9 protein-coding genes are annotated in these 16,094 nt (G+C 63.5%); 3 read left to right on the top strand and 6 right to left on the bottom strand.

Annotated features, from left to right (window positions below; genetic code table 11):
- The first annotated feature begins 218 nt into the window (after positions 1–218).
- A complete protein-coding gene (locus QCE79_RS14060) occupies positions 219–2,465 on the top strand; it encodes a glycosyltransferase (RefSeq protein ID WP_309844921.1) in 2,247 nt (748 codons plus the stop codon).
- Positions 2,466–2,468: 3 nt separating this feature from the next.
- On the opposite strand, the gene QCE79_RS14065 is transcribed toward QCE79_RS14060, so the two are convergent.
- Positions 2,469–3,494, bottom strand: coding sequence for an aromatic ring-hydroxylating dioxygenase subunit alpha (locus QCE79_RS14065; protein WP_309844923.1), 1,026 nt, complete (start codon positions 3,492–3,494; stop codon positions 2,469–2,471).
- A gap of 202 nt (positions 3,495–3,696) precedes the next feature.
- Here QCE79_RS14065 and QCE79_RS14070 point away from each other — a divergent pair, with 202 nt between their 5' ends.
- Complete coding sequence (locus QCE79_RS14070) at positions 3,697–4,791, top strand: GGDEF domain-containing protein (RefSeq protein ID WP_309844925.1); 1,095 nt, start codon at positions 3,697–3,699, stop codon at positions 4,789–4,791.
- Positions 4,792–4,885: 94 nt separating this feature from the next.
- Here QCE79_RS14070 and QCE79_RS14075 read toward each other — a convergent pair whose 3' ends face one another.
- From QCE79_RS14075 to flhF, 3 genes are read right to left on the bottom strand one after another with little or no spacing between them, the layout of a single operon-like run.
- Positions 4,886–5,617, bottom strand: a complete 732-nt coding sequence (locus QCE79_RS14075) for an RNA polymerase sigma factor FliA (protein ID WP_244826590.1) — start codon at positions 5,615–5,617, stop codon at positions 4,886–4,888.
- 18 nt (positions 5,618–5,635) lie between these two features.
- Positions 5,636–6,556, bottom strand: a complete 921-nt coding sequence (locus tag QCE79_RS14080) for a MinD/ParA family protein (RefSeq protein WP_309844929.1) — start codon at positions 6,554–6,556, stop codon at positions 5,636–5,638.
- A complete protein-coding gene (gene flhF, locus QCE79_RS14085) occupies positions 6,549–8,333 on the bottom strand; it encodes a flagellar biosynthesis protein FlhF (protein ID WP_244826591.1) in 1,785 nt (594 codons plus the stop codon). Before flhF ends, QCE79_RS14080 begins: the two co-directional genes overlap by 8 nt.
- A 403-nt stretch (positions 8,334–8,736) precedes the next feature.
- On the opposite strand from flhF, the gene QCE79_RS14090 reads away from it, so the two are divergent.
- Positions 8,737–10,419 carry a thiamine pyrophosphate-binding protein gene (locus tag QCE79_RS14090; protein WP_309844932.1) on the top strand — a complete coding sequence of 561 codons (1,683 nt, stop codon included), beginning with the start codon at positions 8,737–8,739 and terminating at the stop codon, positions 10,417–10,419.
- A gap of 82 nt (positions 10,420–10,501) precedes the next feature.
- On the opposite strand, the gene QCE79_RS14095 is transcribed toward QCE79_RS14090, so the two are convergent.
- A complete protein-coding gene (locus tag QCE79_RS14095) occupies positions 10,502–11,650 on the bottom strand; it encodes a branched-chain amino acid ABC transporter substrate-binding protein (RefSeq protein WP_244826596.1) in 1,149 nt (382 codons plus the stop codon).
- A 92-nt stretch (positions 11,651–11,742) separates the two neighbouring features.
- Entirely contained in the window at positions 11,743–15,672 is a 3,930-nt protein-coding gene (gene putA / locus QCE79_RS14100) for a trifunctional transcriptional regulator/proline dehydrogenase/L-glutamate gamma-semialdehyde dehydrogenase (RefSeq protein WP_250526401.1), read from the bottom strand.
- Positions 15,673–16,094: the final 422 nt, after the last annotated feature.

A 16,094-nucleotide genomic window follows, 5' to 3' on the forward strand; every position in this document is an offset into this window, starting at 1 on the left:
TGCCGACGCGGTCAGACGAGTTTGCAAATTATGTTGCGCGAGACCGGCCGTTAAAGCGCCGAAGTAATGCCCAAACATCCACCTGTTCGCGTGAATGAACCAGCAGCTTTCAAACGAAACTTCATGCTCGGCAAACCGGGGCATTCAAGTCGGCCACGGCGCCATCAAGCCGCCGAATCGGGCAAGTGTAAGCACAAAGAAACGCAGGGTTCCGCCACATGAACATGGCCAGCATTCCCCCTTCGCGCAAGGGTCATCCGTACTACATCATGGCCCCGGCTTATCGGGAAACCTCGGCGGGTATCGTCGTCATGCACACGCTTTGCGACGTGCTAAATCGCGACGGTTATGAGGCGTATATTGCCGGCACGCCAGTGGTGAACCCAGCATTCGACACCCCGCTTCTCACGCCGGAAGTGCAGACCTTGCACCGGGCGCAGGGTCGCACGCCCATTGCGATCTACCCGGAAGTCGTGTCCGGCAATCCGCTCAATGCCGAAGTGTGCGTGCGCTACATCCTCAACCGCATCGGCTTCATCAACGGCAAGCCGCTCAACGAGGGCAAAGACGACCTGTTCTTTTACTACTCGGAGAATTTTCTCGGCGACGCGAAGAAAAGCGACGTCGATTTTCTGTTTCTCCCGGTGCTCGATACGGAGTTGTTCAGACCCGACCCGACGCGCAAAAAGGACAAGACCTTTGTCTTCCAATATCGTTATCCGCTGGACAAGATCGACTTTTCGCTACTTCCAGCCGGAACCGAATTGCTTTCGATGGCGAATCCAGTAACGCTGCCCGAACTGGCCAAGAAGCTTCAGGGCGGGCGCGTGTTGTACTCGTACGAGCTTTCGTCCGTCTGCCCTGAAGCGATGATGTGCGGCTGCCCGGTCATCTTCCTGCCCGACGGCGGCCTGAAGGAAGTGCCCGATCAGTTCGCGTTCGGCGCAAATGGCTCTGCGATGGCCACCGAAAAGAACGGCTTCGCACGGGCCGTTGCCACCGTGGACACGGTTTATCCAACCGTGCTTGCCATGAGCCGTGTGTTCCGAGCCCAGCTTCCCGTGTTCCTGGAGAAGACTCAGCATGCGGCACGCAAAGCGAACCTGCGTCGAGACGCCGCGTCCGTGGCACCATCTTCGCACGCGTCGGCAATGCAGCCGCCCAGGCCGCGTATCGCCGTGCTGACGATGGAGCCCGTTGCGCATCGCGCGACCACCGTGCGCGTCGCCAAACCGTTCGAATTGCTGGCCGATCAGTGGGAACTCAGCTGGCCGGTTCAGGACAACGCAGGCGTGCTCGGTCCCTTCAACATGCTTCTGATGCAGCGACGTTTTCCGATCTCGATTCCGCAGCAACAGCTAGATCAATTGTTCTCGACGGGCAAGCCGGTCGTCTACGAGACGGACGAACTGATGCATGATCTTCCCGCCGATCATCCCTTGCACTTCCTAAGCCGGCAGACCGCGCAGAAGACCGAGTACGTCATGCGCCGCGCCAGTGCACTCGTCGTGTCGACGCCCGCACTCGCGCATGCGCTGCGGGCGTACAACGCCAATATTCATGTGCTGCCGACGAGCGTCGACTTCGACCGCTTCTACAGTCCGGTACGTACGCATGGTGGCAAGGTACGTATTGGCCTAATGGGTTCGGCCATGAAGCCGTGCAATTTTGCCTTGATCGAACCGGCGCTGAATGAGATTCGCGCGCGCTTTGCAGGCGTTGTGCAGTTCGTCTTCGTCGGCGCGCTGCCGCCCGATGACTGGATGGGCCACGAAGACGTCACCATGACGGGCACGTCCGCGACGTACGCCGCGCATGCCGTGGCGTTACAGCAGCTCGAACTCGATCTCGCGCTCATGCCGCTGGCGGCATCGGCAACTATAGATGGCGCACCACGCATGGAGTGGCTGGAATACTCGGCGGCGGGCGTGGCGACGGTCGGCAGCGATCATTCCGCCTACAACGAACTGGTGACAAACCGCTGCTCGGGGTTGTGCGTAGAGGCGGAATCGACCGAGAGCTGGATCGATGCAATCGCGCGTCTCATCGACAATCCCGCACAACGACGCGGATTGGCCCGCACCGCGCAGGCTATCGTGTACAAGAGCGGTTCGGTGCAGTCCCAACTGTCGCGCTATCACGAGGTTTTTCTGCGCTGCCTGGGTCTCAATCCGGGCAAGACCTCCGTCACCGCGCCGGAACGGATTCCAGCCGTGTTGATCCTTGACGCGCAGGGCGACGCGCAAAAGGTTCAGCACAGCCTGAAGCTACATGCGAACAGCCCGCACAAGGATCATATGGTCGTCGTGCTGACTACACAGCAAGGCGCTCTGCCCGAATGGGGCGACGATCTGCGTTATCTGCACGCAACGGCGAGTGAATTCTGCGGCGCCATGGAGCAGATCTGCGGGCACGACGAATTTGACTGGAAGGTGGTCACCGAAGCAGGCGTCGCGCTGCTCTAAGGTTCATGGCGGGAGCGTGGCGCAATACGCACGTTCCCGCTTCTTCCACGCGCTCGTCGTCCCCCACCCAAACCCCATTCCCGCCAACCATCTCCGATACGCCACCGACATCCGGTCGCACTTCTGATGCAACTCCGCATCGAGCGCGAGCGGCAGCAGCTTCGGCCATTGCGACTCCACGATCGGCGTGTCCTGCAGCAGAATCTCCATGTTGAAGTCGTACAGCTCCTCGTCGCTGTGCGAAGTCTCGTCTTCGTGAATGGAAACGAGCCACGCGCGGGTCTCGGTCTGCGTCACGGGCGACGCCACCAGCATGATATGCAGTGCGCCCATTGCCCCCGACGCCATCTTCGTGAGCTTCGCAACCAGCGGCCGCTTCACGCGATAAACGTAATCCATCATCGCGCCGCCCTGCCCCGGCAATCCCGCCGGCTGCCAGAAACGGCACTGGCGCGCTTCGAGTCCGTCGGCGCTTTCCACGACTTCATAGTCCGGCACTTCGGTATGCGCATCCTCGCCGAGAATGCCCACGTGCACGAACGAAAAGTGCGCCATGTCCAGGAAGTTTTCGACGACACGCGGCGCGGACGACTTCACCGTCTGCGGCGCAAGGTTGATGCGCCGTCCGCCCGGAATGGCGGCTTCGGGAAAGAAATCGAGCGCATGCGCGGGCTCGCCGAAGCACATCCACACGACGCCGTATTTCTCCCCGGCGACGAACGCGGTGGCGCACGCGCGTTTCGAAGGCCGAAGCGACGGATTCGACGGAATCAGCACGCACTGACCAAGCGTGTCGTAGCGCCAGCCGTGATACGGACACGCGAGCTGATCGTTCGTCACCGTGCCCAGCGATAGTTGCGCGCCGCGATGCGGACAGTAGTCACGCCAGACATGCGCCACGCCTTCGGCATCGCGCCAGACGACGATGCGCTCATCCGCGACGATGAACGCTCGCGTCGAACCCGCCGGCACGTCATCGCCATTACAGACCGCCAGCCATTCGCCAGCGAGAGAAAAGTCGTCGCTCATAGCACTGAAGCATCCGCAGAAAACGCCGTTAATCATCTGTCCGAGATGCGTTCTTACACGATTCACAGCAGCTTGGCAAAACGTTGCAAAATACCAGTCGTCGGAGACGAACATCGCGACGGGGCCGCAATAAGACAAAGCGCGACAGCAAAGACACGCGCAAAAGACCATAACAGCAAGAAATCACCACCAGGGGTTCAGTATGGAGCAGGCGCATCAACCGGCACGCCGGGCCTATGCCTTCGCATGGTCCGGCAACCGGAATCCCGAACGCGAGCAAGCCATGCTGCGTATCGGGATGGGAGCGGCAGTTCTGCTGGCTTATGCGGTGTATGCGTGGCGGCACCCTTCGGCCAACGCGTCGCTGATCACGCGGTTGATCGCGCTCTACGTGTCCTACGGTGCAATCACACTATTGCTCGTCAGCCGGATGATGGCGCTGTCCAACGTCCGGCTCGTCATCACCACTATCCTCGATCAGGCGTTGCTCGGCGCCATGCTCTTTCTCTGCGGCACGCTCGCCTTGCCGCTGCTGTGGGTGGTGTTCTGGTTTCTGATCGGCTCGGGATGCCGCTACGGCAAGCGCACGCTCGCCATTTCGTGCGCGATGGCGCTCGTCGCGATCGTCGCGCTGGCGTTGTGGCAACCGTGGTGGGTGGCAAACCGCGCCGCCGCGCTCGGGCTCGCGCTGAGCGTGCTGGGCGCGTCGGTGTATCTGAGCGTGCTGGTCGACAGGCTTGGCAGCGCGAATCGCGTGCTGGCGCGGCAGGCATCGACAGACCCGCTCACGGGCCTCTATAACCGTTACGCGCTCGAACAAACCGTGAATCGCGCGATGTCCGCGCCCGAAGCCGCCGACGCGAGTACCAGCGCACTGCTACTGATCGACCTCGACGGCTTCAAGGGCGTGAACGATACCTACGGTCACGCAGTCGGCGACGTGCTGTTGCAGTCGTTCGCGCAATTGCTTGCACGGCGCATGCGCAAGACCGACACCATCGCGCGGCTGGGCGGCGACGAGTTCGTCGTGCTCGCGCGCAACATGCGCGATCGCAGCGCGGTGCTCACGCTCACCGATGGCATCCATTCGGCGCTCGCCGACCTCACGCTGGTGCAGGAGCGCCCAGTGAGCGTATCGGCGAGTATCGGCGCCTGCTTGCTGTCGAGCGCGGCGGAAGCGCATGACGCCGATATCACCGCCGTGCTGAGAGCCGCGGATCGCGCGATGTATCGCGCAAAGAGTCTCGGCGAAGGCAAGACGGTGTTCGCCGAGGCGCGCGACTTCGAGATGCATTGAGCCCATCCGCGCGCATTCGAGCGCCTTTGCGAAGGCAAAAGCAAAAAGCGCGCGGCCCCGGTTCGGGGCTTCGCGCGCCTCTACAACTCGGAACTCAAGCCTCGACGCTAGTCCACGACTGTTCCCGCAGCTTCGCACGCAAACGCGCCACGGCCTGGCTATGCAACTGGCACACGCGCGACTCGCTCACTTCCATCACCGCGCCGATTTCGCGCAGGTTGAGGCCCTTCTCGTAGTACAAGCTCATGAGCAGCTTCTCGCGCTCCGGCAACTTGTCGATGGCTTCGATCAGCGCGCCGCGCAGACTGTCGTCCAGAAGCGCCGACAGCGGGTCCGAACGATCGACGCAGTAACGGTCGAGGAACGGCTCGTCGTCCGCCGAGCGGTCGAAGTCTTCGTAATAGATCAACTGGCTGCCGTGCAAGTCCTGCAGCATCGACTGATACTCGTCGAGCGGCATCTTCATGTGCTCGGCGACTTCGGTCTCGCTGGCCGAACGGCCAAGGTTCTGTTCCACCTTGTGTACCGCCGACTCCACTTCGCGCGATGTCTTGCGCATGCTGCGTGGCAACCAGTCATTGGCGCGCAACTCGTCGAGCATGGCGCCGCGAATACGCTGACTTGCGTAGGTTTCGAACTGGGCGCCCTGATCTTCCTTGTAGCGGCTAGCCGCATCGAGGAGGCCAATCATGCCGGCCTGGATCAGATCGTCGAGATCGACGCTCGCCGGCATCTTGGCGACGAGCTGGAGTCCGAGGCGGCGAACGAGCGGCGCATATTTCGTAAGCACGTCGGACTGCGAGAGTTTGCCTTGGGCGTTATACATCCTGTTCACCTTTCAATATCACATCGACGCCGTGCTGCTCATTGCATGATCAGAAAACGCCGCCGCTCGGTGCGCCGCTTTCCGTCCGCTTTCACCAGACTCGCCAACCGGAATGTGCGCGTCGTACTGGCTCGCTTCGTCGCCGCGCGAAAACGGCGCGGGACGCATCGGCCAGTGCAGCAGCTCGGCTGCGATGTAGCGGTAGTCGCGCGCCGCGGCCGTAGCCGGAAACGCTTCCACCGCACACCGAGAGAGCTCCCTCGCCCGAGCGACGCGCGCATCCTCGGACACATACCCTGCCTGCACGAGCGAAACGGCCAGATAACGGCTCGCGACACCCGAGAGGTTGTCGAACGCGATCGCTGCATCGGCTGCGTCCTGCACGTGATTCATCAGCACGCGGAACTGGCCGATCGCGTGGGCGTAGTGCAAGCGCTTCATGCACGCATACGCCTCGGTGATCGCCGACGCGGCTACCCGCGTCACTATCAGAAAGTCATGCGCCTGCGCCGCGAGCGACGAGAGCGCGCCATTACGATCGAGTTGCGCATCGATCAGCACGATATCCGCGGGGCCGTCGAGCAGCGCGCGTGCTTGCGCCGCGTCGTGGCTGATACGTTCATCGCGCGGTGCGGCGATCAGCGAAAAACCCATCGGCGTGCGCACCGCGACATCCTGCAGTTCGCGACGGCCGGACATCACCGCCGAGAGCGCGCCCGCGCCATCCACACCCGCCATGCGGCTGACCGAGCCCGCGTTATGCCGCTCGTCGATGACGAGCACATCCTTGCCATGCACGGACAACGCCGCGCCGAGGTTCACTACCGCCGACGTGCAACCGATGCCCGCCGGTCCGCCCACTACAGCCACCACGCGAGAACTGGCGCGCGTCAGCAGCCTTCTCAGGCCTTCAGCCTGATCGAGCACGAACTTATCCAAAATGGACTCCATGCAGTTCGGTCGTGGCGCGTGCGGACAGTGCGGACAGAAGCGCCGGCACATCGTCGTCTTGCGGCACGAAAGGCGAGCCATCGCGCGGAATGCAGAACGCGCTCTTGATGAGGAAACGCTTGGTTGCGACGTACAAGTTCTCCGGCACCTTCTGACCGGTCGATACGTAATGCACCGGCAGCTTGTAGCGGATGACCGTATCGAGCACGCTGCCGAGGTTGGTCGCCTCGTCGAGCTTGGTCAGAATGCAGCCCGCGAGCGGCGGCTGGTCCGGCGCACTCTTGTAGGCCTGCACGACTTCGTTGAGCGTGTCGCCGTGGCTCGTGGCGTTCAGCAGCAACAAGCGTTGCACCGGCTGACCCGTGCCGCACAGCATCGCGATCTGGTCGGAGACCGTGCGATCGCGCTGGCTCATGCCGATCGTGTCGATCAGCACGATATGTTTGTTGCGCAGTTCGGAGAGCGCGAGTTGCAGGTCGGCGCCGTCCTTTACCGCGTGCACCGAGACGCCGAGAATCTTGCCGAAGATGCGCAGTTGTTCATGCGCGCCGATCCGGTAGCTGTCCGTCGTCAGGAGCGCGACCTTGCTGGCGCCGAAGCGCATCACGCAGCGCGCCGCGAGCTTTGCCGTGGTCGTCGTCTTGCCGACGCCCGTCGGGCCCATCAGCGCGAACACGCCGCCGCGTTCCATCAACGCGTCTTCGCTCGGCATCACCGGCAGATTCGATTCGAGAACTTGCTGCACCCATTCGAGCGCGTTTTCCACGTTCTCCATCGACGGCATGTTGTCGATCACCATGCGCACGAGTTGCGCGGAGAAACCGGCGGCGAAGAGGCGCTTGGTCAAGGCCGAGTTGGTCGGGTTGCGGCGCTGGCGGTCGCCCCACAGCAAACCCGAGAAGTGCTCTTCCATCATCTCGCGCATCGACGAGAGTTCGTTCATCACCGTTTCGTTGACGACTTGCTCCATGCGCGTGCGGATGGCTTCGGTCACGACGGCTGCGGCATTGGCCGGCAAGCCTTCGAAATTGCCCGATGCGGCCGGCGCTTCGTCGGCGGGTTGCGGTGCTGCGTTGATCTTCTGTGCGGCGCGGCGTGCGGCGACTTGCGCGGCTTCACGCGCCCAGTCGGGCGTTTCGATCTTTGCGTGCGCTTGCGCGGCGGGTGCGGCAGGCGCGGCGGCAACCGGCTGCGCGGCGGCTTGTGCACGCGGCGCTTGCTGGCGCGGTGCGTCGGCTGCCTTGACCGATACCGGCACGCCCATGCCGCGTGCAATTGCGGCGGACGGCGTCAGCGGCCGGTTCGACGGCACCGAAGCCTGTTGCGCGATACGGCGCGCATGTTCGATCAACCACGGATTGGAATCGGCCATCGTGCGCGGTGCTTCCATGCGCTCTTCGTCGGCTTGCTCGTCGAAATCGTCGGCGTCGGCGGTGTTGCCGAAGACGGAGGAGAAAACATCGCCGCTGGCGTAGGGGTTCATCGGAGAGCTGGGAGCGGCGGCCTGCTGCTTCATCGCGGCGGCTGCGGCTTGTGCAAGCGCGGCGCGCGGCGTGGCGCTGGCGAACGGCGCGGCGGCGGCTTGTTCGCGTGCGGCCTTCGCGGGCGAGATCGAAGCGAGATCGCTATCCGCGACACCGACGATTTCCACCGATCCATCGTCGAGCGTGCGGTTGGACAACACCACGGCATCGGGTCCGAGCGCTTCACGGACCTGGCGCAGAGCGTCACGACTGTTCGCGCCGATGAATTTACGAATGTTCAAACTGGCCCCCGATGAGGATAGATGCAGCGATATTTGCGAGGCGAGCACCCTTTGGTTATTTCCGCGCCCGCTTTTCAGTGAAGCCATTATTGCGAAGATCACTTCGGGCCTATCGCTGGATAAAGGGCGTGAAAGAGGGGTATTTCGACTGATGGAAACAACCCGGCCGTGCGGATTGCGTCGCGCGTCATGCGGGAAAAAATGCCGGTCTGGCACGATCGACGCGACGGGACGAGAGATGTCGCTTGGCGGTTTGTCCGCTGTGAGGCGCGCGGCGGCAGGCGCGTCGCGCGCCAAGGCGGCCGGACTGCATCAGCCAGAGTCCCATCCAGCGGCGTAAGCTACGGTCTGCGGCTCGAAACCCGGGCTCACCGATGCTCACTGACAAAGGAGACTTGTTCGCATGGCATCCGCTTCTCATGGCCAGACCACCGGCGCGCGTCTGGTTGTCGATGCGCTCGTTCATCACGGTGTCGAACGCGTGTTCTGCGTGCCGGGCGAGAGCTTTCTCGCCGTCCTGGACTCGCTGCACGACGAAACCAGCCAGATACAGACGATCGTCTGCCGCCACGAAGCCGGCGCGGCGAACATGGCCGAGGCGGTCGGCAAGCTGACGGGGCGTCCGGGCGTGGCTATCGTCACGCGCGGGCCGGGCGCGACGCACGCGTCCATCGGCGTGCACACCGCTTTCCAGGACTCGACGCCGATGATCCTGCTGATCGGCCAATGCGCGCGGGATCACATGGATCGCGAGGCGTTTCAGGAAATCGACTATCGGCGCATGTTCGGGCAGATGGCGAAGTGGGTCGCGCAAATCGACGATCCGCGCCGCGTGCCGGAGTATCTGAGCCACGCGTTCCATGTCGCGACGGCGGGACGACCCGGCCCGGTCGTGCTGGCGTTGCCCGAAGACATGCTGACCGAAGCGTGCGACGCGGCGCCGCCCGTGCCGCGCTATCAGCGCGTCGCGGCGGCGCCCTCGCAGGCGCAGATCGAGCGCGTGCGCGAACTGCTCGCCAACGCGAAGACACCATTCGTGATCGCGGGCGGCAGCGGCTGGACCGCCGAGGCGACGCAGGACTTCGCGCGCTTCATCGAGCGCTGGCAGTTGCCGGCGGGATGCGCGTTCCGCTATCAGGACACGCTGCATAACGAGCATCCGAATTACGCGGGCGATGTCGGGCTCGGCATCAATCCGGCGCTGGCCGCGCGCGTGCGCGAAGCGGACGTGCTCTTCGTTCTCGGCCCGCGCATGGGTGAATCGACGACGGGCGGCTACACGCTGCTCGACATCCCTAAGACGAAGCAGACGCTGATTCACGTGCATCAGGGCGCGGAGGAACTGGGCCGCGTGTATAGCGCCGATCTGCCGATCGTCTCCGGCATGCCCGAGATTGCGTCGATGCTCGCCGCGCTCGAACCGCCCGCGCAGATCGCGTGGTCGGGCAGCGCCGAGACGGCGCACGCCGTGTATCTCGAATGGCGCAAGCCGCGCCCCATGCTCGGCGATGTCCAGCTCGGCGAGATCATGCGCACGCTTTCGGAGCGCCTGCCCGAAGACGCGATTCTCACCAACGGCGCGGGCAATTACGCGACCTGGCTGCATCGGCATTATTCGTATCGGCACTTCCGCTCGCAAGTTGCGCCGACGAGCGGTGCGATGGGTTACGGCGTGCCTGCGGCCATCGCGGCGAAGTCGCTGTATCCGCAGCGCACGGTGATCGCGTTCGCGGGCGATGGCTGCTTCATGATGTCGAGCCACGAACTCGCCACGGCGATGCAGTACCAGCTGCCGGTGATTTTCGTGGTCGTGAACAACGGGCAGTTCGGCACGATCCGCATGCATCAGGAGCGGCACTATCCGCATCGGGTCCATGGCACGGGGCTGACGAACCCCGACTTCGCGGCTTATGCGCGCGCGTTCGGGGCGCACGGCGAGCGGGTCGAATCGACGGAGCAGTTCATGCCGGCGTTCGAGCGCGCTGTGAGTTCCGGATTGCCCGCGGTGATCGAGATTCGGATTCCGGCGGATCAGAGCACGCCGGGCGCGACGCTCGAACAGATTCGGGAGCAGGGGAAGCGCTGAGGGCTGGTTCAGCCGGTTAGCCCGCCCAAACGAAAACGGCCCGGTCGCACACGACCGGGCCATCCAAAACAGCCACTAAACCTTACTTCCCACCCACGCTCTGCAGCGTCGTCCACTTCCCGCCAACGACCTTATACAGCGTGATACCGCCGTTTTTCAGATCGCCCTTCGAGTCGTACGCCAGATGCTTCGTGGTCACGCCTTGCATGTCGGTCTTGGCAAGCAGCGGCAGATACTTTGCCGGGTCCGTCGAGTTGGCCGCCTTCATTGCGTTGAACATGGCCATTGCGCCGTCGTAGGCGTACGGCGAGTACGTCTCTACGTCTTCGTTGAAGCGCTTCTTGTACTTCGCCGTGTAGTCCGCGCCGCCAGGCATCTGGTCCATCGGCAGGCCGGCGAGCGATGCCACCGTGCCATCGGCCGCGTCGCCCGCGATCTTGATGAACGTGTCGGTCTTGACCATCTCGCCCGCCATCAGCGGTGCACGAAAGCCAAGCGTCTTCATTTGCTTGGCCATCGGCGCGGCTTGCGAATCCGCGCCGCCGTAGTACACGAGGTCAGGATTCGACGACTTGATCTTGGTCAGAATCGCCTTGAAGTCGACAGCCTTGTCGTTCGTGAATTCGCGCACGACGATGTTGCCGCCCGACGCCTTCGCTGCCTTCTCGAACTGGTCGGCGAGACCCTGGCCGTAAGCCGTGCGGTCATCGACGATGGCGATCTTCTTCACTTTCAGCGTCTTCACCGCGAACTCGCCCGCGACCGAGCCTTGCTGCGTGTCGGACGTCATCATGCGGAAGGCCGTCTTGAAGCCTTGCGTGGTGTACTCCGGCGCGGTTGCCATCGCGATTTCGGGGATGCCGGCATTCGCATAAATGCGCGATGCCGGAATGGTCGTGCCCGAGTTGAAGTGGCCGAGCATGCCCTTGATGCCGTCGTCGACGAGCTTCTGCGCGACGGTCGTGCCCGTGCGCGGGTCGGCCTGATCGTCCGCCGAATCGAGCACGATGCGAACCGGCTTGCCGCCGATCACCGGCTTCGTGGCGTTGAAGTCCTCGACCGCGAGCGTGATGCCGTTCTGGAAATCCTTGCCGTAGTGCGCCTGCGCACCGGTCATCGGCCCGGCGAAGCCGACCTTCACATCTTCTGCTGTTTGCGCGAACGCAGTCCCCGCGAGCGACAGGCCGGCGAGCGTCAGGGCGGCTGCCAGCTTGTTCATCGTGTGCTTCATAGCTTCTCCTAGTACCAGTGTGAATGGCAGCTCGTCGCCGGGATCGCCGTGCCTGCTGCCGTTTGTTTGAATCGAGCGCGAGAGGATACTTCTCAACCGATCGTCATCAAATTCGCATTGCCGCCCGCCGCCGCCGTGTTCACGCTCACCGAGCGTTCCGTCAGCAGACGTTCGAGCGCATAGTCTTCGCCGTCATGATCAGCATCGGCGAATGTTCCCGCCGCCACGCCCTGCACCGATACGATCGGTCCCGGGCGCTTCGCGACTTCCTTCACGAGCGACAACAGTTCATCGCTGTCGCCTTCGAACAGCACGGCGTCGAACTCCGCCGCCGCGTCTTTCCTGACCGCGGCATACGGCTTGAGCGATGCCGGCAGCGACGCCGCCAACTGCTCGCCCGCCGAACCGGCGAACAGCGCCTTGTTGCCCGTTGCCAGCACGGCGGCAAACTGCGCCCGCGCGCCGCTCGGGGTTGCCGCCACGCACAGCACCGTGCCGCGCGCGCCGAGCGTGTACGTGTTGCGCTCGCCGGTCGGACCGGACAGCACGGCCGTCGCGCCCGCGAGCACGTGTTGCAGATAACCGTCGCAACGCGCCGCGGTCTGCGGATCGCGTTCGCCGATGGACCAGTCGCGCAGCGCCGTGAGAGCGGCGGTCGGGGCATCGGCGGATGCCGCCTTGTCCACCACGAGCGCGCTTGCCAGCGACTTCGGCAATCCAGTGGGACGCTTGGCCAGCAAGCGCTGCAAGTACAACGCGCCGCCCGCTTTCGGACCCGTGCCCGACAAACCTTCCCCGCCGAACGGCTGCACGCCGACCACCGCGCCGATCACATTGCGGTTCACGTAGATGTTGCCCACGTGCGCGCGCGAGATGACATGCGCGATGGTTTCGTCGATCCGCGTATGGATGCCGAGCGTCAGTCCATAACCGGTCGACCGAATTTGGTCGAGGAGTTTATCAAGAGACGAACGGCGGTAACGCACCACATGAAGCACCGGGCCGAAGACCTCGCGCTTGAGTTCGTCGATGCCGTCGAGTTCGATCAGCGTCGGCGGCACGAATGTGCCTTGCGCGCAACCGTCCGGCAGCGGCAGTTGCACGACCTTGCGGCCCTTCTCGCGCATCTGCGCAACGTGCGCGTCGATGCCGCGTTTCGCGTCGGCATCGATCACGGGACCGACATCCGCCGACAGCCGGTCAGGATTGCCCACCGCGAGTTGCTTCATCGCGCCGGTCAGCATTTCGAGCGTGCGATCCGCGACATCGTCTTGCAGACAAAGAACGCGTAGCGCCGAGCAGCGTTGACCCGCCGAGTCGAACGACGACTGCATCACGTCCGCGACGACCTGTTCCGCAAGCGCCGAGGAATCGACGATCATCGCGTTCTGGCCGCCGGTTTCGGCGATGAGCGGAATCGGGCGGCCGTCCGGATCGAGCCGTTCGGACAGCGTCTTGTTGATGAGGCGCGCGACTTCGGTCGAGCCGGTGAACATCACGGCGCGCGTGCGCGGGTCGGCGACGAGCGCTGCGCCCACGGTTTCACCGTTGCCCGGCAACAGTTGCACGGCGCCCGGCGGCACGCCCGCTTCGCGCAGAATGCGCACGGCTTGCGCGGCGATCAGCGGCGTTTGCTCGGCTGGCTTCGCGAGCACCGGATTGCCAGCCGCGAGCGCCGCCGCGACCTGACCCATGAAAATCGCAAGCGGGAAGTTCCACGGGCTGATGCAGACCACCGGTCCGAGCGGACGATGCGTGTCGTTCGAAAATTCCTCGCGAATCTGTGCGGAGTAATAGCGCAGGAAGTCGATAGCCTCGCGAATCTCCGATACCGCGTTCGCGAGCGACTTGCCTGCTTCGCGCACGACGAGGCCCATCAACGTGTGCATCTGCGCTTCGAGCAAGTCGGCGGCGCGCGTGAGGCAGTCGGCGCGGTCATCGACGGGCGTCGCTTGCCAGATCGGCGCGGCGGCCACCGCGTTGGCGATCGCGGCGCCGACTTGTTCCTTCGACGCTTCCACCACCGTGCCGACGAGATCGCGCAGATCGGCGGGATTGCGAATGTCGCGTGCGACGCCGTTGTGCGGATCGTCGCCTTCGAGCATCGGCTCGGCGCGCCACTGATGATTCGCGCTCGCGAGCAACGCCGACGACAGCGACGCCAGGCGATGCTCGTTCGACAAGTCCAGACCCATCGAATTGGGCCGCTCGTCCCCGTACAACTGACGCGGCAGCGGAATCTTCGCGTGCGGCGCGCCGAGCGGCACGATCTTCTGCGCTTCGTCGATCGGGTCTTCGACGAGCTCCTTCACGGGGATGGATTCATCGGCAATACGATTCACGAACGATGTGTTCGCGCCGTTTTCGAGTAGACGCCGCACGAGATACGCGAGCAGCGTTTCGTGCGTGCCGACCGGCGCATACACGCGGCATGGCCGGTTCAGCTTGTCGCGGCCCGTGACTTCTTCATAGAGCGGTTCGCCCATGCCGTGCAGGCACTGAAACTCGTACTGGCCGGGATAGTAATTCTGTCCCGCGAGGTGATAGATAGCCGACAGCGTGAACGCGTTGTGCGTCGCGAACTGCGGATAGACGGCATCCGGCGCGCCCAGCAGTTTTTTCGCGCAAGCAAGATACGAGATGTCCGTATAAATCTTGCGCGTATAAACCGGATAGCCTTCGAGGCCGTCCACTTGCGCGCGCTTGATTTCGGTATCCCAATACGCGCCCTTCACGAGACGAATCATCAGCCGATGCCGGCTGCGGCGCGCCAGGTCGATCAAGTAATCGATCACGAACGGGCAGCGTTTCTGATAACCCTGCACCACGAAGCCGATGCCGTTCCAGCCCGCGAGCGCTGGGTCGAAGCACAGCGCTTCGAGCAGATCGAGCGAGATTTCAAGGCGATCCGCTTCTTCCGCGTCGATGTTCAGGCCAATGTCGTAACGACGCGCGAGCAGCGCCAGCGCGCGCACGCGCGGCAGCAGTTCGCTCATGGTGCGTTCCTGCTGCGAACGCGAATAACGCGGATGCAGCGCCGAGAGCTTGATCGAGATGCCCGGGCCTTCGTAGATGCCGCGCCCGCCCGCCGCCTTGCCGATAGCGTGAATCGCCTGCTCGTAGGAAGCGTAGTAACGCTGCGCGTCTTCCTCGGTGGTCGCTGCTTCGCCCAGCATGTCGTAGGAATAGCGGAAACCGCGCGCCTCGAACTTGCGGCTGTTCGCGAGCGCTTCGGAGATGGTCTCGCCGGTGACGAACTGCTCGCCCATGAGGCGCATCGCCATGTCCACACCCTTGCGGATCAGCGGCTCGCCGCCTTTGCCGATCATGCGCGTCAACGCCGACGACAAACCGGCCTCGCTATTCGTCGTGACGAGCTTGCCGGTGATCATCAAGCCCCACGTCGCCGCATTCACGAACAGCGACGGCGCCTGGCCCATGTGCGAACGCCAGTCGCCCTTGCTGATCTTGTCGCGGATGAGCGCGTCGCGGGTCGCGCGGTCGGGAATGCGCAGCAGCGCTTCGGCGAGACACATCAGCGCAACGCCTTCCTGACTCGACAGCGAGAACTCGTGGATCAACCCTTCCACGCCGCCGCCCGTGCTCTTCGCGCGCAAGGCTTCGACGAGTCTGGTCGCGAGCTTTTCGGTATCGGCGGAAACGCTGGCCGGCAAGCGCGCTTGTCCGATCAGGAACGGCACGCATTCGGGTTCCGGGCGACGATACGCCGCCGTGATCGCCGCGCGCAACACCGACTGCGGTTGCACGTTCTGCGCGAAATCGAGGAAAGGTTGCGGCGCGCTGTCGTCATCGCCCTCGACGGCTACGGTCTCGCCGGGTTCGCCCGAGCCGTTCGTGCCCGAAAGTTCCGGCGGAAGCTGACCATGCTCGATACGCTCCAGATAGGCGAAGATCGCCTGCTTGATGAGCCAGTGAGGAGTGCGCTCGAGCCGGGTCGCGGCATCTCTGAGCCGTGAACGCAGCAGATCGTCGACTTTGACGCCAAGGGTTGTGCTCGCCATGATTCCTTCGTTTGCCGGACGTGCTCACCCGGCCGTAGACCTAAAAGTTGGCGAATCGTACTCCGCTGAAATAAAAGGTGCAACCGACAATTTCGAGAGGGTTGCACCATGTTGGAACCCTTGTGGGACAAGGCTTTGCGCGATGCAACGCCGAACGGACATTGGCGGAAATCACCTAGTAGTTTCCCTAGGCGTTTTTATTTTGGGACATGCCCTAAGTAATTGCCCGAGTGCAGCCGATATAAACGCCATGCGCGCCGTCGGCGCCACATTCCGCGGAGGACCACCGCGGGGCTCTCGGAGAATAACGAGCATGAGCACTTGGATGGTGATAGCCAGCGTTTGGGTGATGTTCGCAGTGTGCGTCGTCTTGTTTGTGCGAGGCGCATCGCCGCATGTAGGCCGTTCGGACGATCTGCACG

This window comes from Caballeronia sp. LZ003 (genome assembly GCF_031451465.1).
Classification (GTDB): Bacteria; Pseudomonadota; Gammaproteobacteria; order Burkholderiales; family Burkholderiaceae; genus Caballeronia.

Excerpts from the sequence above, each read along its gene's own strand:
- QCE79_RS14060 (WP_309844921.1), top strand. The coding sequence starts at position 219 with ATGAACATGGCCAGCATTCCCCCTTCGCGCAAGGGTCATCCGTACTAC.
- QCE79_RS14065 (WP_309844923.1), bottom strand. The coding sequence starts at position 3,494 with ATGAGCGACGACTTTTCTCTCGCTGGCGAATGGCTGGCGGTCTGTAAT.
- QCE79_RS14070 (WP_309844925.1), top strand. The coding sequence starts at position 3,697 with ATGGAGCAGGCGCATCAACCGGCACGCCGGGCCTATGCCTTCGCATGG.
- QCE79_RS14075 (WP_244826590.1), bottom strand. The coding sequence starts at position 5,617 with ATGTATAACGCCCAAGGCAAACTCTCGCAGTCCGACGTGCTTACGAAA.
- QCE79_RS14090 (WP_309844932.1), top strand. The coding sequence starts at position 8,737 with ATGGCATCCGCTTCTCATGGCCAGACCACCGGCGCGCGTCTGGTTGTC.
- QCE79_RS14095 (WP_244826596.1), bottom strand. The coding sequence starts at position 11,650 with ATGAAGCACACGATGAACAAGCTGGCAGCCGCCCTGACGCTCGCCGGC.
- putA (WP_250526401.1), bottom strand. The coding sequence starts at position 15,672 with ATGGCGAGCACAACCCTTGGCGTCAAAGTCGACGATCTGCTGCGTTCA.